Raw genomic sequence first — 20,275 nt, 5'->3', positions numbered from 1 at the left:
CGGAAGCTGTGCGTCCTCGAAATCAGCGCTCAGCGTGAGATGGTCATCGCGCCCAACGCCACGCCGAGATCGAAGCCACGCCCGGTGCCGCTCAACGCCAGCGACACCTCGCCCTTGGTCATCACCTGCGCGCCGGACGATTTCACCGCTCCGGCGTGCGCCTCGGCGGCGACATAAGTGCCCAACAGCTCGTCGGGACTGGCGACTGCCGAAAATTTGCCCCGGCCGTTTTCGATGGACGACTTGCCCACCGTCAGACCGCCGCCCTTGGCCGACAGCTTGACCTTCATCGACTGGCCGTTGCTGCACTGGATGGTGCCGTTGCCGTCGGCGGTCTTGTAGAACGCCGACCAGCCCTGCATGGTGAACTTCATGGTGCAGCGGATGCCGGCGGAGGCGGCGGCCGCCGATTGGGACAGCCCGGAGCTGGCCAGACAGACCGCCATTAACGAGCCGAGCACGAACCTGCCACGCATGCGCCCTCCCCTGTCGAGGTTACCGGTACCTCCTTCTTACGGTGGGCGCGGGGTCGAAAAGTTCCCGAGCCGGAAGACCCACCCCCTGGCCCCCTCCCGCGATGGGCAGGAAGCCCGAATGGTGCGGGCGCATGGACGCGCAGGAGCATCCATGTACGGGAGGGGAAGATTTTTTTAATTTTTTCCCCGGAACCCGAAGCTTTCGAGAGGGCATCTTGTTCGTCGGTCGGTGGCTGGCCTGCCCAGCAGCGCTGGAATTGCGGAATCAGGCAAGCAACGCGCACGGTTTTGCATGCAGCCGCCCGCTGAAGCTGGGACAATTCAGCTTCAGGAAACCCCATTCATCTTCCATGACTCAGCCAGGCTTGATTCACAGCGGCGTCGCCGCCGACGAATTCTTTCGGTACTACGTCGACCGCGGCGAGCCCTTGGTGCTCGCGACCGTGGCGCAGACGTTGGGCTCGACCTATCGCAAGGCCGGTGCGCAGATGCTCATCGCCGGTGACGGCCGGGTCGCCGGGTTATTGAGTGGCGGCTGCCTGGAAGCCGACTTGATGGAGCGCGCCCGCGGCGTCTTGCAGACGGGCGAGCCGGCGACCGTTCACTACGACACGCGCAGCTCCGACGATGTGATCTGGGGCATCGGCCTGGGCTGCGAAGGCGCGATGACCATTCTGCTGACCCGGCTGGATCGCGCCAACGATTACCAGCCGTTCAAGTTCGCCTCGCGCTGTCGGTTCGATCAGATCGATGCGCGCTTCGCTTTGGTCACGGAGTCGCGCAATCCAGCGCTCCCGCTCGGGACCGCGTTCTGGACGGAAAACAAACATTCAGCGCCCGCTGCCGTGTCGGCGGCAATGGCTGTATCGACGCCGCGCGGCGCTGGCCCATCGAGCCAGGCGATCGAGGCGGACGATGCGACGTTCCTGGTCGTGCCGCTCGAATTGCCGCCGCGCCTGTTGTTACTCGGCGCGGGCCCCGACGCCATGCCGCTGGTGGAAATCGCGGGACTGATGAACTGGCAGGTCACGGTGTTCGATCATCGCCCGGCGTACGCGATCGCAGATCGATTCCCACGAGCCCGGCGCGTCGTGCTCAAGGCGTCGGCCGAGCTTCCGCAGGAATTGCAGGCCGGCCAGTACGATGCCGCGGTCGTCATGAGCCATCACTTGATCTCGGATCAGGCGTATCTCGCAGCGCTGGCCGACAGTTCAATTCCCTACATCGGGTTGCTGGGCCCCGCGCCCCGACGCATTCGCCTGCTTCACGAGATCGGCGACAAAGCGGCGCGACTGAGCGGCCGGTTGTATGGACCGATCGGGCTGGATATTGGCGCACGCTCGCCTGAGACGATTGCGCTGGCCATCGTGGCGGAGATTCAGGCCGTCATGGCGGGCCGCGAAGGCGGCTCGTTCAGCAAAGCCGCTCCGGGTCGTCCCTAACGCCGCGCGTCAACCGCGGCGCAAATCTCGCAATACGCGTCGAGCATGCTTGTCGGGCCGGCCTTCGGGCGCAGGCGCGACGGCAAGTCGACGTTCGCGCTGTTTTTCTCGCGCGGTAATGCTCTCTTCCGTCTCGGTGTAGTGCAGCCGGGCTTCGGGCGCCGGCCCGCGGCGCACGGGCATACCACGAACGATCACTTCCAGGCGCGTCTCGTCCTTGGTGATGTGCAGACGGTCGTCGACGTGCACCACGCGCGATGGCTTCACCCGCTCGCCGTTCACATGCACCAAACCGCCGGCCACCGCGTCGGTCGCCTGCGAACGGCTCTTGAACAGCCGCACGAACCACAGCCATTTATCGATGCGTAAACCGGCCCGCTCGCCGGCGGCAGTTTCGTCAGTCATGAACGGATTTTACGCGTCTGGCTGATGAACATGCACGTCACGGCCATTCCATTTCGCAACACGCTGTGAGTATTCTGGACGCCCTGTCCGCAGTTTTGGGTGGAACCTGTTCGAGACATGTTCGACGGTGAGCAAATGACAGCAGCGCCGCACGCGACCGCCGGCGCCAGCCCAGCCAGCAGCGCGGAGTCGCTGAGCGTCGATCTGCTCATCGTCGGTGGCGGTATCAACGGCGCGGGCATCGCTCGCGACGCGGCCGGCCGCGGCCTGAAAGTCATGCTGGTGGAGCAGGCCGACCTCGCCTCCGCGACCTCCTCCGCCAGCACCAAACTCATTCACGGCGGCCTGCGCTACCTTGAGTTTTTCGAATTCCGGCTCGTTCGCGAAGCGCTCATCGAGCGCGAGCGCCTGTTACGAATCGCGCCTCACATCATCCGGCCGATGCAATTCGTCCTGCCGCACGTGCCCGAACTGCGGCCGCGCTGGCTGATGCGTCTGGGGCTGTTCTTCTACGATCACATCGGCGGCCGCAAGATCCTGCCCGCCTCGCGCAGCGTGCGCCTGGCCAATGGCGCGTACGGACAGTTACGGGCGGGACTCGATCACGGCTTCGCGTATTCGGATTGCTGGGTCGACGACAGCCGGCTCGTGGTGCTCAACGCCGTCGACGCCGCACTTCGCGGCGCGTCGATTCGAACACGCACTCGATTCGTATCGGCGCGCGTCGAAGGCTCGCAATGGCTAGCGAACATCCAAGACCTGCGTCGCAACGAGACTACGCAAGTGCGCGCTCGCGTCATCGTCAACGCGGCGGGTCCCTGGGTACAGCAGGTATTGCAGAGCTTCCCCGACATGCAGGTCGACGCACAGGTGCGTCTCGTCAAAGGAAGTCACATCGTGGTGCCGCGGCTCTTCGACGGCGAGCACGCGTTCATGTTGCAGAATCCGGATGGCCGCATCGTGTTCGCGATTCCCTATCAGCAGCAGTTCACGCTGGTGGGCACCACCGATGTTCCTTTTACGGGCGATCCGACCAAGGTGAGCATTTCGTCCGAGGAAGTGCTCTATCTGTGCAACACCATCAACAGCTACTTCCGCAAGCACATCGCGCCGTCAGACGTGAAATGGAGTTACGCCGGCGTACGACCGTTGTCCGACGACGAATCCGAAAATGCTTCGAAAGTGACGCGCGATTATCGTCTCGAGCTCACCGAAACCACCGACAACGCTCCGCCGCTGCTCTCCGTGTTCGGCGGGAAGATCACTACCTATCGTAAGCTTGCCGAGAGCGCGCTGGACAAGCTGCGGCCTTACTTGAGCGGCAACGACCGAGAATGGACCGACAAAGCGGCGCTGCCCGGCGGCGATCTGCCGCGAGCCGACTTCGCAAAGTTTGCCGAAGGCGTGCAAAAGCGCTGGCCCTTTCTACCTGCGGCGACGGCTCATCGACTCGCCCGTGCGTACGGAACGCGAGTGAGCAAGATTCTCGGCAAGGCGCAGGCCATGCTCGATCTCGGCGAGCATTACGGCGCCGGTCTCACGCAAGCCGAAATCGATTATCTGGTCGCGAATGAATGGGCCCGCAGCGGCGATGACGTGCTGTGGCGGCGGACCAAGCTCGGCTTGCATCTGAACGAGCAGGAGCGGCGCCGGGTCGCGCAGTGGTTCGATTCGCAATCTACCATGAAATAGCGGAGCGAGACCGCGTCCGTGTCCGACGCGGCCCGCCCGCCTCGCTATCGCAACTCAGAACCGATACTGCAACTCCATTCCATACGTCCGCGGATACGTCAGCGACACCGTGTTGCGTGGGCCGACGGGGCTCGGTCTGTCGGCAGTCGAGCTGCCGTAGCCGATCTCGTCAAACGCATTCTTGACGAAGCCGATGACGGTGTAACGGTTGTCCGCGTCATTCCATAACAAACGAAAATCCGCGATCTCGAACGACGGCGCAGTGTAGATTGAGTTCGACCAGATGGTCGACTGCTGATCGCCGATGTCGGTGTACATGCCGCTGGCCGTGAGCGATCCGGGCGCGAAGCTCCAGGTGTAATTCGCACCAACCGTCCACTTGTGCTCCGGCGACAAGGGCAGCCGATTGCCCACCAGCGATTGCGCCACTTCGCCACTCGGCAGCATGCTGACAGGCTGAGCGCCCCGTGCGACCGCGGTCGGATCGACCGTGTCGACGAAGCAGCAACCGCGAGTGATTTCCGCATCGAGATACGAATAGCTCGCCAGCAACTGCAGCCGATCGATCGGCGACCAGCTCGCCTCGACTTCGACGCCCTGCACCCGCGCCTGCAGGTTCAGGAAACGACTCGCCGTGATGGTGCCGAGCGAGACGGTCAGCGGCGTCTGGAATCCATCGTAGTCGCTATAGAACACCGCCGTATTCAGCAGCAGCTGATTGGCCAGCACGGTCTTCACGCCGATTTCATACGAATCGACATACTCGGGATCGGCATAAGGATTGGGCGTCAGGCCATTCGAACCGAGCCAGCCGCCCGACTTGTAACCGCGGCTGTAACGCAAATACATGTTCGTATCGTCGTTGGGTTCCCACTGCAGGCCGGTGGTGCCCGTCACCGCATCCCATTCGCCTGCCAGGTTACGTCGCAAGCCGCCGCCTGGATTCGGCATCAGATCAGGCGAGCACGCGGCCGCTCCACATACCTGACTCTGCGTGACGTCCAGCGCCAGCGCCTGGGTCGACGCAAGCACCGCGGGAACGAGGATCGGAGCAATGCCTTGAACCTGCGTCTGTATGAAGGCGAGCGGCGTCCCCGGTGGAAACAGTTTGATGATTTCGTTCTCGATCGTCCCTTGCGCATCGGCTGCGGCAATCGCTGTGCCCGCCGTGCGCGCGACGTACCGGGCCATGTCGATGCCTTCCTTCTCATCCTTGGTGTAACGCAGGCCGAGCGTGAAGGTCCACGCATCGGTGAAGGTCCAATCCATCTGACCGAAGCCTGCGTAGGAGTCGGTCTCCAGATGGCCGTCCACAGCCAGAAATGCGCCGCTCGGATTGGGTGGCGCACCGAGCGGATTCATGATCGCAGCGTCACCCACCACGGCCAGGCCCTGCGGCTGATCCCACTTCTGGCTGTATTGATACAAACCCACGATCCATTGCAGATCGCCGTCGCCGTTGGAAGAAAGGTTCAGCTCGTTGGATTGCCACTGTTGTCGCTCGTGATAGTAGGTCCGAACGTCCGGCGTCACGTTCATCGCAGTGAACGCGTACCGCGGCACGGTCTGACTCGGCAACGGCCCGGCCGGCCCATCGAGATCGATGGATAAGGTGCCGGCTTGCGGCACCGGGATGTTGAACGGCACGGTACGCGGCGTGTCGTCACTATCCGATGAAGTGAAGTACGTGTACTGCTGATAACCGGACAACAACTTCAGTGTCGCGCCGTCGAAGTCCGCAGTCACATCCAGGTGGATGCGATGCTGATCTTCCAGCGTGCCCGCGGAAGGTGCATTGGTATTGATGGTGTATGGATCGGCGATGCCTGGATTTGGCTCGGAATAGCCAAACACAGGGTTGTAGTACAGCGCCGCGGTGCCGGTGCCTGCCAGGGTGACATTGTTGTACGGCGAGATAACGGTGGCGAGCGTGTTGCCCACGCCATAGCTGTCCTGCCACTCGAACTTCGAATAGCGCAGCCGCGCCACCACCCGCTCGCCCAAGTCTGCTTCGAGCTGCGCTTCCACCATCCAGCGGTCGCTGTCCGCCGTGTCGCCGCCCGAGCCGATGTTATTGATGAAGCCCTCCTCGCGTCTGTCTTTCGATCCTCCAATCAAAAACCTCACCGACTCTGTAATCGGCCCACGCAGTAACGCATCGGTTCGCCACGCGCCGTAGTTACCGAAAGTTCCGCGCACTTCGCCGTTGAAGTCCTTGCTCGGGCGCTTGGCGATCACGTTGAGCGTGCCGCCGATGGAATTGCGTCCATACAAAGTGCCCTGCGGCCCGCGCAGAATTTCGGTGCGATCGATGAATAACGACGGTGTCGAGGTGTCGGCCATGGACGTGGAAAAGATGCCGTCCGAATACAAAGCCACCGACGGATCGGTACCGATATTGTTGGTCAGGCGGCCGAAGCCGCGAATCGAGAGCCGGTCGTTGTTGGTATAGCTCAGGCTCGGCGTGATGCGCGCTACGTCCTCGATGGTGTTGACGCCGATGAGATCCCGGCGTTCGCTGGTGTATGCGGAAACGGCAACCGGTACGTCTTGAATGGATTGTTCGCGTTTTTCGGCGGTGACGACGACTTCTTCCAACGTTCTGTTTTCTGTGTTTCTTGCGTCCTGTGCGTTTGTAATCCCACTCACGCACAACAGGCTGCCCATGACGGACAGCATCCCTCGCTGTTGCATCTTCATGAGAACCCCCGTTCGGATCGAGCGGCATCCGACAAGTTTTATGTGTGGAACCGATAATCGCTCTGCGGTCGCATCGATGGTATGAACTGGCTCAGTCGACAGCAATAACCGAAGCACAAGCCTGCAGGCCGGAATATATGAAGCGCCGATATCGGTCGATTCCGGCAAAAAAACAGGCCGATCGATATTCTCGACCGGCCTGCCCTTTGTTTGTTTTTTCACTCCCGTCTCAGAAACGAAACTGCGCCTCTACCCCGTAGACGCGCGGCGCCGTCGGCGACACGGTCAAGGTGCGCGAGCCCCACGTCGTCTGCGTGGCGCCCACCGCTTCGTAGCCTTCCTGATCGAACGCGTTGCGCACGAAACCAATCAGCGTGTAGCGATTCTCCGCGTCGTTCCATAACAGCCGCACATCGGTTTCGTCATAGGACGGCGCACGGTTGTAGTCCCGCGAGAACACCGAGAAATATGCTTCGTCACGATAGGTCCACGTGCTGGACAACGTGAGTGCGCCGAGCGGCATCTGCCACGTGTAGTTGGCATTGACCGCGATCTTGTTCTTTGGCGAGCTCGGCAGGCTGCCCCCGTCGATGAGTTGGCCGGTCTGCGCACCCGGAGTTCCGCAAGGCCGCGCGTCCGGCACCGTCGCCATGGTGTCGTCACCATCGATGAAACATCGCGTATCCTGAATCTCGGTGTCGAGGAAGCTGTAACTCAGGTTGAGCTGCAAGTCATCGGTGACGGCCCACAGCGCTTCCAACTCCACACCCTGCGAGACCGCGTTCTCCAGATTGAAGAAGCGCGACTCGTTGATGTTCGACACCGGGTCGCGCACCGTCGAGGGGTATTGCGCGTCCTTGTAGTCGTAATGGAACACGGACAGATTCGCGGTCAGGCGTCGCAAGAAGGTCTGCTTCACGCCGAGTTCGTACGCATTGATGAATTCCGGCTCGGTGTACCCGGTGCGATCGGGCGCGAATGCGCCGGCGTTGAAACCGCCGCTCTTGTAGCCGCGCGTGTATTTGGCGAACACGAGTGAGTCGTCGTTCGGCGTCCACTGCAGACCCGCGGTACCCGTCGTGGCGTGCCACGCGCCGCTCAACAGACCGCGACGGTCGATTTCACCCGTGGCGTAGTACGCGTGGGGAACACCTGGCACGCCGAACAGGACACGCGTGCGGAACTCCTCGGCGTCCTTGTTATCCTCGGTGTATCGCACGCCGATCGTCGTCTTCCAAGTCGACGAGAGGTCGTAATCGATCTGGCCGAACACGGCGCGCGCATCGGCATCGAGCAACGCGCCCGAGATCTGCAAGTTGTGATCTGGATTGGCCGGACCGAGCGGGCTCGTTCGACTCGTCGAGGTCCGCGGCGCCGCCAGCTCCGGCTGCTTCGGCACCCTGATGCCCTGATGCTGATTCACCTGCTCGTGATACTGATACAAACCGACGATCCACTGCAGCGGACCGTCGCCGGTCGAGATCAGGTTCAGCTCGTTGCTGTAGTACTCCTTGTCCTCCATGTAGAACGATTCGACCTGCGGATAGATCGTGAACTGCACGCCGCCCGCCACGGTCGAGTATGGGCCGCGTTGAATCGTGTCGTAGTCAGTCACCTGCGAATATGTCGACGCCGCGTAGCCGCCGACATATTTGAGATCGGCCCACCCCAGATGACCGATCAGTTCCGTGACATAGGAATGATGTCCGTCGAGGTTGGCACGCGCAGGCGTGTCATTGTTGTAGAGCCGATGATTGTCGATGCTCGGATTCGTGCCCGTGAACGGGACCGAAACGGATTGCGTGGGCGTGCCATTGAAAGTCGAATTTGGAAACAAGCCGCCGAAATAACTCGGCGCGATACTGTACGGCGTCACGGAAATGGTCGAGCGCCGCGACTGATTCCATTCCGAGTGGGCGTAGCGAATCCAGCCGTCGAGTTTGTCGCCGACGTTGAATTCGAGCTGTTGCTCGACATACAGATCGTCGCTGACGTTGCCTTCGGTCTCGGCACTGTCGACATCGCGAAAATAACCGCGCCCCTGCTCGCTCTTGGTGCCCGCCGAGCGAAAACGTAACCAGTCGGTAATGGGCCCAGACAGCGCCCCTTCGAATATCCGAGTCTCGTAGCTGCCGGCGGTGGCGCGCACTTCGCCCTGCAGGTCCTCGGTCGGCCGTTTGGAAATGATATTCAAGGCTCCGCCGATAGAGTTGCGTCCGTACAGCGTGCCCTGCGGACCGCGCAGCACCTCGACGCGATCGACGATGATGGGACGTTTATTTCCTTCGGTATTGCTGGCCGTGTAGAAGCCGTCGGAGTAAGTGGCGACGCCGGGGTCGGAGCCGTAATTGTTGGTTAGTCGCCCCACGCCGCGCAGGCTCATGCGATCGAGCGTGGCCGCGTAAGACAGGCCCGGAGTGAAGTCGGCAAGATCGTCGACGGTGAGCACGCCCATCACGTCTTTCATTTCGGAGGTGATGGCGGTCACCGCGATGGGCACGTCCTGGATGCTCTCGCTGCGCTTCTGCGCAGTCACCACGACCTCTTCCAGGAGCGAGGCCGAATCCTGAGCCAGTAGCGGGGTCGCAGAAAAACTCAACAGGCCGCCGATCGGCAGCCACGCTCGTCCTGTCGCCTTCATGAATCCCCCTCGCACCGCTCGAACCCGGTGCGGTCCGATGTGTTATTTGGAATCTAAGGTCGCTCTGCAGGCATACCGAGAATAAAAATTCGGTGTCTACAGCGCAAGACAGTCCGGGAAATATCTGGCAAATCCCGCACGACAGAACTGTACTCAGTATTCTAGAAAGCTGTACTCCACGCCCCGGAACCTAGCTGACCCGTCAGCCGTCATCCGCACAGTGGCACAATCCGCGGCTTGCTCCAGGCAGGGGTTCTTTGTTGTGAAGCGCGATTTTTTTCAGCGGCTGACGGCGGAAACTGAACAGCTGCGTACGCAGGGCCTGTTCAAGCCGGAACGAGTGCTGAGCTCCCCCCAGAGCTCCTCGGTGCGGGTGCTAGGCGGCGAGGAAGTTCTGAATCTCTGCGCCAACAACTATCTGGGGCTGGCCAACCATGCTTCGGTGCGAGAAGCAGCGCGCCTGGCGCTCGATCGCTACGGTTACGGCATGGCTTCGGTGCGTTTCATCTGCGGCACGCATCAGATCCACAAAGATCTGGAAGAGCGGCTGAGCCGGTTCCTCGGCACCGAGGACACCATCCTTTATTCCTCCTGCTTCGACGCCAACGGCGGTCTGTTCGAAACGTTGCTCGACGAGCAGGATGCGGTCATCAGCGACGCCTTGAATCATGCGAGCATCATCGATGGCATCCGCCTGTGCAAAGCCCAGCGCTTTCGCTATGCCAACAACGATCTCGACGAACTCGAAACCCGCCTGAAAGAAGCCGCGCATTGTCGCGTGCGGCTCATCGCCACCGACGGCGTGTTCTCCATGGATGGCGTGATCGCGCGCTTGAAAGAAATCTGCGACCTGGCGGATCGTTACGATGCTCTGGTGATGGTGGACGACTCCCACGCGGTCGGCTTCGTGGGCGAGCGTGGCCGCGGCACGCATGAATTCCGTGGCGTGATGGATCGTGTCGACATCATCACGGGCACGCTTGGAAAAGCGCTCGGCGGCGCGGCCGGCGGCTATACGTCAGGGCGCAAGGAAATCATCACCTGGCTGCGTCAGCGGTCGCGTCCTTATTTGTTTTCAAACAGCATTCCCCCGTTCATCGCCGCGGCCAGCCTTCGTGTCCTCGATCTGCTCGAAGCGGACGACAAGTTGCGCTCGCGCCTGTCGGACAACGCCGCGCACTTCCGCAAACAGATGACTGCCGCAGGGTTCAATCTGGTGCCGGGCGAGCATCCCATCATTCCCGTCATGCTCGGCGACGCGAAAGTCGCCGCTGAATTCGCGCAGCGGCTGCTCGATCACGGCGTCTATGTCATCGGTTTCTCGTTCCCAGTGGTGCCGCACGGCAAGGCGCGCATTCGCACGCAAATGTCGGCGGCGCACACTCCGCAACAGCTGGACAGGGCCGTGGCCGCATTCGCAACGGTGGGCAAGGAACTCGGCGTCATTTCATGATCGCAGCGTCCCGGCTGCGCTTTATCACTTCAACGCAAGCAAACAACCAATCATGCGTGCACTAGTCAAAGCCCGTGCTGCCGCCGGCATCGAGCTGCAGGAAATTCCCAAGCCGACGGTGGGTCCCAACGATGTGATGATCCGCGTGAAGCGGACCGCCATCTGCGGCACCGACATGCACATCTACAATTGGGACAAGTGGGCGCAACGGACGATTCCCGTGCCCATGGCCGTCGGCCACGAGTACAGCGGCGAAGTCGTCGAAGTCGGCAGCGAAGTCTCGGGGTTCGCCCCTGGCGATCGCGTGTCGGGCGAAGGTCACATCACTTGCGGCTACTGCCGCAACTGTCGCGCCGGCCGACGTCATCTCTGCCGCAACACCGTCGGCGTCGGCGTGAATCGCCAGGGTTCGTTCGCGGAATACCTGGTCATTCCGGCGTTCAATGCATTCAAACTGCCGCCCGCCATCGATGACGAAATCGCTTCGATCCTGGATCCGCTCGGCAACGCCGTTCACACGGCGCTTTCGTTCGACGTCGTCGGCGAGGACGTGCTGATCACCGGCGCAGGCCCGATCGGCATCATGGCCGCGGCCATCGTGCGCTTCATCGGCGCCCGCAATGTCGTGATCACCGACGTGAACGACTATCGCCTGGAACTGGCTCGCAAGATGGGCGCGACGCTGGCCCTCAACGTCTCGCGCGATTCGCTGGACGACGCGATGAAACAACTGGGCATGCAGGAAGGCTTCGACGTAGGCCTCGAAATGTCCGGCAACGCCTCCGCCTTGCGCGACATGCTGAGAACGCTCCACCACGGCGGCAGCGTCGCGATGCTGGGCATTCCTTCCACCGAAGTCGCCATCGACTGGAACGACGTTATTCTCAAAGGCCTGACCATCAAAGGCATCTACGGCCGGCAGATGTTCGAGACCTGGTACAAGATGGCCGCGCTGCTACAGAGCGGCCTGAACATCCGCCCCATCATCACCCATCGCCTGCCCTTCACCGAATATCAGCGCGCCTTCGAAATCATGGGCGCGGGGCAGTCGGGGAAAGTCGTGATGAATTGGGAAGCGGCGTAACGCACTCGTGCGAGAAGGGTTGTGCAATGGCCAACAGCCAATGCACAACCGCTTCCGACGCTGAGCTACCTGGATCTGCGCTTGCGGGCCGCTTCGTCCAAGCGCTGCTGGCATAGCGCAGACTGGATACGGACCTTGTCCATCGGTGGATCCTTTGCCACCAGATGTTCTTGCTTGAACAAGGACCCGAGCATGTCCTTGGCCAGCGGCTCGGGAATGACCGCGCCCGCAAACCAGCTCCAGTGCCAAGCCAGCAACTCCTTCGGCGTCTCCAGAACGTATATCGGATGGTCCAGGGACTGCCGAAATTTCTCCGTCACCCGCTTGCCATCGAGCGGGCTGGGGACGCGCACCTCGCACCCTTCTTGGTCCCAGCCAATCCAATGACTGTAGTAGCTGATACTGCCATCCCTATGCGCGGTGAAGCTGCAGTAGCTGCAGTCCTGAGATGGCAGCCGACGGGCGCAGATCCGCCTCATCAATCGCATCGAATATTTCCCGAGCTTATCCGACGGAAGCTGATTCAACGATCGAGTCAGGTGGTGATAGCTCTGATAACCGAGCTGCTGCGCGTGAACATCCAACGCTTGGCAGTAGGTTCGACCGGCCGGGCGCTCGTTAGAGGTGAAGTTCTTGAGCGCGCTAATGACTTCGGAAGCTGCAAACATCGCATAACTCCTAATGAGGCCGCTGAAGAACGGTGCTTCAGGTAAGCATGCTGCTTGCTATGCCGGCCAAGGGTTATGGATCGATGTGTTTGGAGCTGGTTTTTCCCGAGCAGCAGGGCGGCAACCAGGGGCCGAAAGGAATAATACTTCCGAGCCGTGATCCGTCAAGAGCGGAGTAACTCGCGAGCGCAGGCCGGGGCTCAACAGACTTCGAGCCCCGGTCTTATTTTTTTGGCGATGGCGTCACGGCGCCGAGCAGGCGCAGTAGTAATAAACCTGCCGCGGATCGTTGAACTGAGCCAGGCGCTTCAGCTCCATTTCGAACGGAGCCAGGATGCGACGGGCATTAGCAAACAACTCGTGTTCCGGCACCAGCGCGCGAGTGAAGCGCGCGGCGAGTGCTTGGGAGCGCATGGCGATGGCCTGGCGCCAGCCCATCGGCGGCTCGATGTAATTCACCTTGTAGTCCTTGCCCAGGCCCGCGCGTTCGGCGGCGGCGTCGAGGGCGTCTTTGTACGAGCCGAGTTTGTCGACCAGGCCGTTCTGAGCCGCGTCCACGCCGGCCCACACCCTGCCCTGCGCGACCGCGTCGATATCGTCGAATGATTTTTCGCGAGCGGTCGCCACGTGGTTCACGAACACGCTGTAAGCGTGATCGATGGAGTTCTGCAGGATCTGTTTGGCGCCGTCGTTCAAGGTGCGGTCCAGTCGCAGCGAGCCGGCGTAGGGCGTCGTGCCCACGCCGTCGATGGTGACGCCGAATTTGCCGAGCGTGCGTTCGACGGTTGGGAACACTGCGAACACGCCGATCGAGCCGGTGAGCGTCGCCGGGCTCGCCCAGATCTCATCGGCGTCCATCGCGATGTAATAACCGCCCGATGCCGCGGTGCTGCTCATGGATGCGATCACGGGCTTACCTGCATCGCGAAGCGCAGCGATCTCGCGACGGATGACTTCCGAAGCGAGCATGCTGCCGCCGGGGCTGTCGATTCGCAGCACCACCGCTTTGACGTTGTCATCGTGGAGCGCGTCGCGCAGTAGTTGCACAGTCGAGTCCGAGCCGATGGTGCCCGGAGGCTGTGGGCCGTCGAGAATCTCGCCCGAGGCCACCACCACGCCGACATGATCGCCTTCGATCCGCAGCGCTTCGGAAGAGCGGGTCGCGGCGAAATAGTCCCAGTGCATGACGCCGTTGAACGTATGCGCGTCCTCGTCTTCGCCGACCAGACCGATGAGCTGTTCTTCGAATTCGCGGCGCGACTTCAGCTCGGTCACCAGATTTCTTTCCAACGCCGCGGTCGCAAGATCTCCCCGGTGCGCTTTCGCAATCTCGGCGTACTCGCTCGAGTAAGCCTGGATGGCGCCTTCGTCGAGGCCGCGCGCCTTGCTCACGCCCGATTGATAGATGCCCCACAACGCATTGAGCCAGGCCATGCTCTCCTGCTCTTCCTGCTCCGACATGTCGCTGCGGCTGAACTGATCCGTGAACGATTTGAACTTGCCGGCGCGGAACACGTTCACGTCGACTTCCATCTTGTCGATCACACCCTTGAGGAACGTGCGGTAATAGCCGAAGCCTTCGATGAGCACCAGGCCCTGCGGATCCAGATAAATCTCGTCGGCTTGCGCGGCGAGGTAGTACTGCGCCTGATCGTAGCTCTCGCCGAACGCGAACACTTTTTTACCGGCGGCGCGGAAGCGCTGAATGGCCTGTGCCAGCTCTTCCATCTTGGCGATGCCGCCGCCCGTCATGCTGCTCAGATCGAGCACCATCAGCTCGATGCGCTTGTCCTTCGCGGCCGTATCGACCACGTGGATCAGATCGCGCAACAGCGTTTCCGGCCGGTTCGTACCGTACGCTTCGGCGACCGCGCGCTCGAAAGGATCGCCGGCCAACTGCTCCACCAGCGCTCCTTGCGGAGCAAGGATCAACGCTCCTTTTCCAGGAATGATCGGCGCGCCCGGCGACAACGCGGCGCCGATCAGCAGGAACAGGCCCAGCAGCAGGATGAGGTGCAACACTTTGCGCACGCCATCGAGGCCGCGCCAGATGAAGCCGAGAATGCTAGCAATCGCTTTCATGGAGGTCAGGTTGCAGAGTAAGTCAGGCGGTAAATGGCGCCGGCGGTGTCGTCGGAAATCAGCATCGAGCCGTCCTCCAGGACCAGCAGGTCGACTGGCCGGCCGAACACGTCGTCGCCGCGGTTGAAGCCCGTGGCGAACGACTCGTAGCTCACCGCCTTGTTGCCGTCGAGCCGCACCAGCATCAATCGGTAACCGTTCTTGGTGCTGCGGTTCCAGGAACCGTGCTCGGCGATCAGCACCTGATTACGATATTTCTCCGGGAACGCCGTCCCCGTATAGAACTTCACTCCGAGCGGAGCGACATGCGCGCCCAACGTTTGCACCGGCGGCGTCATGTTCGCGCACTCGCCGAGCTTGCCGAACTCTGGATCCTTGACGTCCTTGCCGTGACAGTAAGGAAAGCCGAAGTCGAGACCGGCGCGCGGCGCCACGTTCAACTCGCACGGCGGCTGGTTGTCGCCGAGATAATCCCGACCATTGTCGGTGAACCACAGTTCCTTGGTCGTCGGATGCCAGGTGAAACCGACCGTATTACGCACGCCGCGAGCGAAGACTTCATACCCGGAGCCATCGGCATTCATGCGCGTGATGCTGGCGTACTTCGGCTCGTTACAAACGTTGCACGGCGCGCCGATGGGAACATACAACTTGCCGTCCGGTCCGAACGCGATGTACTTCCAGCCGTGATGGCGATCCTTGGGCAGATCGTCGCGCACCACTTTGGGCGGCGGCACTTCGGTGAGCGACGACTCGATGTTGTCGTAGCGAAGGATGCGGTTGATCTCGGCGACGTACAGCGCGCCATCGCGGAAGGCCACGCCGTTGGGCATGTTGAGCTTGCTGGCGATCGTACGCACCGTCGGCTTGAGCCCGGTTCCGGGCGTACCGCTGATTGCGTAGACCGTCGAGCCACGCGTGCCGACGAACAACGTTCCTTCCGAACCGCGCGCCATAGAGCGCGCGGCGGGCACGTTATCGGCGTAAACCTCTAACTGGAAACCACCGGGCAAACGAACGTTCTGCAGCACCTTGTCCGTGGCGGGACTGGCGACCGCGGCCGTCGCCGACAACAGCGACAGCAAGCTGAACAGCAGGGGTCGGGCAGACTGGATGAGCATGGTGTGTCCTCGGACGAAGACACAGTTTACCCATCGCGGGGAAGGATCGGTTAATCCACGCTCGGCAGAGCCGGCTGGCGCGTAGTTTTGCACCCACGCCAGCCGTCGGATCCGACCGGTGTGACTTACACCTTCTCTTCGATGCGCGCGGCCTTGCCGGTCAGATCGCGCAGGTAGTACAGCTTGGCGCGACGCACGTTACCGCGACGCTTCACGGTGATGGCGCCGATGGACGGGCTGAAGGTCTGGAACACGCGCTCGACGCCCTCGCCGTGCGAAATCTTGCGCACGGTGAAAGACGAGTTGAAGCCACGGTTGCGACGGGCGATCACGACGCCTTCATAGGCCTGCGTACGCTCGCGGTCGCCTTCCTTCACCTTCACTTCCACGACGACGGTGTCGCCGGGAGAGAAGTCCGGAATCTCTTTGCCGCTGGCTTCGCTCTCGAGCTTTTCGATGATGTTCATGGTCGTACCCATCCTTACTCAAACCGGCAGCGGAGGCGCCCTGCTATGACTTAGGGCGCTCCGCCAAAAATTCTTGCAATAAGCGCTGCTGCTCGGCCGTCAGCGCCAGTTTCTCGATCAGGTCCGGCCGCCTGAGCCACGTGCGCCCGAGCGCCTGTTGCTCACGCCAGCGGCGGATCGCGGCATGATTGCCACCGACCAGCACCGCGGGCACCGCCTGCCCTTCGAATACTTCCGGCCGCGTGTAGTGCGGCCAGTCGAGCAGCCCGGCGACGAACGAATCTTCGACCGCCGAGGCATCGTCACCCAGCACGCCCGGCAGCAACCGGACCACTGCGTCGATCAACACCAGCGCCGGCAGCTCGCCGCCCGACAACACGTAGTCGCCGATGGACACGCTCTCGTCGATTTCCGACTCGATCAGCCGCTCGTCGACACCTTCGTAGCGCCCCGCCAGCAACAACAGGCCCGGCAGTTTTGCCAGCTCCTGCGCCTTCGCATGCGTCAACGGCGCTCCATCGGCGGCCAGATAGACGCTGCGACTGCCTTCGGGCAATCGCGCCTTCGCGGCTCGTATCGAAGTCCGCGCCGGCTCGATCGTCATCACCATTCCCGGCCCGCCCCCGTAGGGACGGTCGTCGACAGACTTGTGCACGTCGGTCGCGAATTCGCGCGGTGTCGTGGCATTCACCGCCACCGTGCCGCGCTCGATGGCGCGACCCAGAACACCCACTCGAACTGCTTCGGCCACGAACTCCGGAAACAGCGTCACCACTTCGATGCGCATTGCCGGTCTCAGTCGTCCAGCCAGTCCACGCCCCAGTCGAACACGATGCGCCCGGCGTCCAGGTCCACCTTGACGATCCGGTCCTTCACGAACGGGATCCAGTGTTCCTTGGCGCCTTTCACCACCGCGATATCGCCACCCGGCGTACTGCGGAAGTGATCCACGCGACCCAGCGATTCACCGCCCGGGGTCAGCGCTTCGAGTCCTTCAAGATCGCTCCAGTAATACTCTCCAGGCGCCGTCGGCGGCAGCTCGCTGCGCAGGACGGCAATCTCGATGCCGACCTGCAAACGGGCCTCTTCCGGAGTCTCGATGCCGGCCAGCTTGGCCAGCACCCCTTTGGCGGTCACCCGCCCCTCTTCGACCTCGACCTCTTCCCACTGCCCGGCCCGGCGCAGGTGCCAGCGGTCGTAGTCCAGAATGTTGTCGGCCGGGTCGGTGTACGAGGTAATCCGAACCCAACCCTGCACGCCGAAAGTGGCGCCGATCTTGCCCAGCACCACCCAGCGGTCGCTCTGCGCGTCGCTCATCACAGCGGCGCCGAAAGCGGCGGTTTAGGCCGCAGCGGCCTGCTGCTTGCGATGGTTCTTCACCAGCTCGGCCACGCGCTCGGAGGGCTTGGCACCCTTGCCGACCCAGTAGTCGACGCGGTCCAGCTTCAGCTCCAGGCGGCGCTGCTTGCCGGTCGGAATCGGGTTGAAAAAGCCGACCTGCTCCAGGGTCATGCCGCCCTGACGCGTACGGCTGTCCGTGACGACGATGTGATAGAAGGGCGTCTTCTTTGCCCCACGGCGAGTGAGCCGGATCGTGACCATGCTGCTAAAGCCTCGAATTCAATACGTATAGCCGGGCGTCCGGGAACGGGGTCCCCGGAAAAGGGCGCGAACTATACTGGATGTATAGGGTTTTTCAAAGCCAGTATAGGTAAAGACGAGCCCGTTCCAAAAAATCAGCCACTTAGCCGCCCGGCCGAGGGAAGCCGCCACCGCCGCCGAAGGCGCTCATCAGGCGACGCAGGCCGCCGCCCTTGGAGAAGGTCTTCATCATCTTCTGCATCTGCATGTGGTTCTTCAGGAGCTTATTGATCTCCGACACATGCACCCCCGAGCCCGCCGCGATCCGGCGTTTGCGGGAGGCGTCGATGGTTTTGGGGTAGCGGCGCTCGCCCGGCGTCATGGAGCGGATCATGGCCAGCTGGCGCTTGATCTCTTTCTCGTTGCCCTGTGGCATCTGAGCCGCCTTGCCGGCCAGCTGAGCGGGCAGTTTGTCCATGAGCGCGCTCAGGCCGCCCATTTTCTCGACCTGCTGTAGCTGATCGTGCAGATCTTCCAGGTCGAAGTCCTTGCCTTTCTTGAGCTTGCGGGCCAGCTTCTCGGCCTGCTCGCGATCGACACTCTTGGAGACCTTCTCGACCAGCGACAGCACGTCGCCCATGCCGAGGATTCGCGAGGCCACACGTTCGGCGTGGAAAGGCTCGAGCGCATCCGTCTTCTCGCCGGTGCCCATGAACAAAATGGGCGCGCCGGTGATTTGCCGCACGGACAGCGCCGCGCCACCGCGAGCGTCACCGTCGGTCTTGGTGAGCACGACACCCGTCAGAGTCAGCGCCGCGCCGAAGGCTTTAGCCGCATTCACGGCGTCCTGACCGGCCATGCTATCGACCACGAACAGCGTTTCCGTCGGCGACACGACGCCGCTGATTTCGCGGATCTCCACCATCATCTCGTCATCGACGTGCAGGCGACCGGCGGTGTCGACGATCAGCACGTCGAACAGCGACTGCTTGGCCTCGGCCAGCGCTTCCTTCGCCAGCGTCACCGCGGGTTTCTTGGGATCGGACGGGAAGAACGCCACGTCCAGCTGCGAGGCCAGCCGCTCCAATTGCAGGATGGCGGCCGGGCGATAAACGTCGGTACTGGCGAGCAGCACCTTCTTGCGCTCGTTCTCCTTCAGCCACTTGGCGAGCTTGCCGGCCGAGGTGGTCTTACCCGCGCCCTGCAGGCCGGCGAGCAGAATGACCACCGGCGGCTGCGCGCGCAGGTTAAGCGGCCGGACGCCCGCCCCCATCAGCGCGATCAGCTCGTCGTGGATGAGTTTGACCAGCATCTGACCGGGGGTCAGGCTCTTATCGAACTCCTGACCCACCACCTTGGCGCGGATGGCGTCGACGAAGCCTTTCACCACGGGCAGGGCAACGTCCGCCTCCAGCAGCGCCATGCGCACCTGGCGCAGGGTGTCGGCAATGTTCTCCTCGGTCAGGCGCCCGCGGCCGCGCAGGCTCTCCATGACGCCCTGCAGGCGTTCAGTCAGTTTGTCGAACATGGGTAGGGGGTCTGCAAGCAAATGGGAGTTGTTACGCGTAGTTTAGGCGATCCGTTATCCTAGGGGCGTCATCCTTATCTGAGTCCCCCCACCTCAGTGCTGTCCATCGTCGTTCTCGCCTGCTACCTGGCTTGCGCCGCATGGCTCGCCTCCAGCGTCTACCGCGCCGATGAAAACGCCGCGCGCGGCCGCCGGATCGCCGGGCTCGCGTTGGGAACGATCGCGGTGGTGCTGCATGCCGTCCTGCTCTGGCAAAACGTCTTCGCCAAACCCGAGCTGGCGTTCACCGCCGCGGAGACGGCGTCGCTGATCGGCTGGCCCACCGGCATCATCGCTCTGGCGCTCACATGGCTACGGCCGCGCTTCGCCGGCATCAGCTCCATCCTCATGACCGTCGCCGGCGTGGTCGCCGCCACGACCGTCGAAGGCAATGCCGGTTATGCCCTCGAACAGCAGAGCTGGGAAATTGCGGCCCACATCGTGCTTTCAACCCTGGCTTACGCGCTGCTGACCATCGCCGTGGCGTTGGCGGTGGCGCTGGCTCTGCTCGATCGGCGCCTGCGCAGCCGGCGTCCCCTTGGCATGCTGACCATCCTGCCCTCCATGGAAGCGCTGGAGTCGGCCACGTTCCAAGCGCTCGGCGCGGGCTTCGCGGTGCTCACGCTGGCGCTGTTCAGCGGCTTCATTTTCGTGCGTGACTTGTTCGCGCAGCACCTGATTCACAAGACGGTGCTGTCATGTCTCGCTTGGGTGGTGTTCGCGGTGTTGCTGTTTGGTCGCTGGCGCTTCGGCTGGCGCGGACGCGTGGCGCGCAATTGGACCTTGAGCGGCTTCGCCCTGCTGGGCCTGGCCTACTTCGGCTCCAAGATCGTGCTCGAAACCATTCTGGGGCGACACTGGGGCTGAGCAATGGCCCTCGTGAGCGTTATGAGATC

The 20,275-nt window shown here is 62.4% G+C and carries 17 protein-coding genes; 5 read left to right on the top strand and 12 right to left on the bottom strand.

All coding sequences use genetic code 11. From position 1 onward, the window contains the following. Positions 1 to 29: 29 nt before the first annotated feature. Positions 30 to 476, bottom strand: coding sequence for a hypothetical protein (locus tag VGD45_RS05750; protein ID WP_331154314.1), 447 nt, complete (start codon positions 474 to 476; stop codon positions 30 to 32). Between the two features lie 350 nt (positions 477 to 826). Between VGD45_RS05750 and VGD45_RS05745 the strand changes: the two genes are divergently transcribed. Beyond that, positions 827 to 1,918, top strand: coding sequence for an XdhC family protein (locus VGD45_RS05745; protein WP_331154313.1), 1,092 nt, complete (start codon positions 827 to 829; stop codon positions 1,916 to 1,918). 9 nt (positions 1,919 to 1,927) lie between these two features. Here the strand turns inward: VGD45_RS05745 and VGD45_RS05740 are convergent, their stop codons facing one another. Continuing rightward, the gene (locus VGD45_RS05740; protein ID WP_331154312.1) at positions 1,928 to 2,323 is read right to left on the bottom strand and encodes an RNA-binding S4 domain-containing protein; all 396 of its coding nucleotides are present in this window, start codon (positions 2,321 to 2,323) and stop codon (positions 1,928 to 1,930) included. Positions 2,324 to 2,458: 135 nt separating this feature from the next. Between VGD45_RS05740 and glpD the strand changes: the two genes are divergently transcribed. Next, positions 2,459 to 4,015 (top strand): glycerol-3-phosphate dehydrogenase, encoded by a 1,557-nt coding sequence (gene glpD / locus VGD45_RS05735; protein WP_331154311.1) that lies wholly within the window; start codon positions 2,459 to 2,461, stop codon positions 4,013 to 4,015. Positions 4,016 to 4,069: 54 nt separating this feature from the next. Here the strand turns inward: glpD and VGD45_RS05730 are convergent, their stop codons facing one another. Both VGD45_RS05730 and VGD45_RS05725 read right to left on the bottom strand, forming a co-directional pair. Further along, positions 4,070 to 6,715, bottom strand: a complete 2,646-nt coding sequence (locus VGD45_RS05730; RefSeq protein ID WP_331154310.1) for a TonB-dependent receptor — start codon at positions 6,713 to 6,715, stop codon at positions 4,070 to 4,072. Between the two features lie 229 nt (positions 6,716 to 6,944). Continuing rightward, positions 6,945 to 9,356, bottom strand: a complete 2,412-nt coding sequence (locus tag VGD45_RS05725) for a TonB-dependent receptor (protein ID WP_331154309.1) — start codon at positions 9,354 to 9,356, stop codon at positions 6,945 to 6,947. A gap of 262 nt (positions 9,357 to 9,618) precedes the next feature. Between VGD45_RS05725 and VGD45_RS05720 the strand changes: the two genes are divergently transcribed. Continuing rightward, positions 9,619 to 10,809 (top strand): glycine C-acetyltransferase, encoded by a 1,191-nt coding sequence (locus tag VGD45_RS05720; protein WP_331154308.1) that lies wholly within the window; start codon positions 9,619 to 9,621, stop codon positions 10,807 to 10,809. A gap of 52 nt (positions 10,810 to 10,861) precedes the next feature. Beyond that, the gene (gene tdh, locus VGD45_RS05715; protein WP_331154307.1) at positions 10,862 to 11,893 is read left to right on the top strand and encodes an L-threonine 3-dehydrogenase; all 1,032 of its coding nucleotides are present in this window, start codon (positions 10,862 to 10,864) and stop codon (positions 11,891 to 11,893) included. Between the two features lie 65 nt (positions 11,894 to 11,958). Here the strand turns inward: tdh and VGD45_RS05710 are convergent, their stop codons facing one another. The 8 genes from VGD45_RS05710 to ffh all read right to left on the bottom strand — a co-directional run bounded on the left by VGD45_RS05710 (position 11,959) and on the right by ffh (position 19,340). Continuing rightward, entirely contained in the window at positions 11,959 to 12,561 is a 603-nt protein-coding gene (locus VGD45_RS05710) for a hypothetical protein (RefSeq protein WP_331154306.1), read from the bottom strand. 243 nt (positions 12,562 to 12,804) lie between these two features. After that, positions 12,805 to 14,643, bottom strand: a complete 1,839-nt coding sequence (gene sppA / locus VGD45_RS05705) for a signal peptide peptidase SppA (protein ID WP_331154305.1) — start codon at positions 14,641 to 14,643, stop codon at positions 12,805 to 12,807. Positions 14,644 to 14,648: 5 nt separating this feature from the next. Continuing rightward, positions 14,649 to 15,764 (bottom strand): sorbosone dehydrogenase family protein, encoded by a 1,116-nt coding sequence (locus VGD45_RS05700; protein WP_331154304.1) that lies wholly within the window; start codon positions 15,762 to 15,764, stop codon positions 14,649 to 14,651. 125 nt (positions 15,765 to 15,889) lie between these two features. Then, the gene (gene rplS, locus VGD45_RS05695; protein ID WP_331154303.1) at positions 15,890 to 16,231 is read right to left on the bottom strand and encodes a 50S ribosomal protein L19; all 342 of its coding nucleotides are present in this window, start codon (positions 16,229 to 16,231) and stop codon (positions 15,890 to 15,892) included. Positions 16,232 to 16,274: 43 nt separating this feature from the next. Then, positions 16,275 to 17,018: a tRNA (guanosine(37)-N1)-methyltransferase TrmD gene (trmD, locus tag VGD45_RS05690; RefSeq protein WP_331154302.1), complete on the bottom strand. Its 744-nt coding sequence runs from the start codon at positions 17,016 to 17,018 to the stop codon at positions 16,275 to 16,277. 8 nt (positions 17,019 to 17,026) lie between these two features. Continuing rightward, positions 17,027 to 17,548 carry a ribosome maturation factor RimM gene (gene rimM / locus VGD45_RS05685; protein ID WP_331154301.1) on the bottom strand — a complete coding sequence of 174 codons (522 nt, stop codon included), beginning with the start codon at positions 17,546 to 17,548 and terminating at the stop codon, positions 17,027 to 17,029. A 24-nt stretch (positions 17,549 to 17,572) separates the two neighbouring features. Beyond that, positions 17,573 to 17,833, bottom strand: a complete 261-nt coding sequence (gene rpsP / locus VGD45_RS05680; RefSeq protein WP_331154300.1) for a 30S ribosomal protein S16 — start codon at positions 17,831 to 17,833, stop codon at positions 17,573 to 17,575. 142 nt (positions 17,834 to 17,975) lie between these two features. After that, entirely contained in the window at positions 17,976 to 19,340 is a 1,365-nt protein-coding gene (gene ffh / locus VGD45_RS05675; RefSeq protein WP_331154299.1) for a signal recognition particle protein, read from the bottom strand. Positions 19,341 to 19,436: 96 nt separating this feature from the next. On the opposite strand from ffh, the gene VGD45_RS05670 reads away from it, so the two are divergent. Continuing rightward, positions 19,437 to 20,246: a cytochrome C assembly family protein gene (locus VGD45_RS05670; RefSeq protein WP_331154298.1), complete on the top strand. Its 810-nt coding sequence runs from the start codon at positions 19,437 to 19,439 to the stop codon at positions 20,244 to 20,246. The last annotated feature ends 29 nt before the right edge of the window (positions 20,247 to 20,275 follow it).

Source organism: Steroidobacter sp. (assembly GCF_036402275.1).
Lineage (GTDB): Bacteria > Pseudomonadota > Gammaproteobacteria > Steroidobacterales > Steroidobacteraceae > Steroidobacter.
This window is presented reverse-complemented; position numbering and strand designations above follow the sequence as displayed.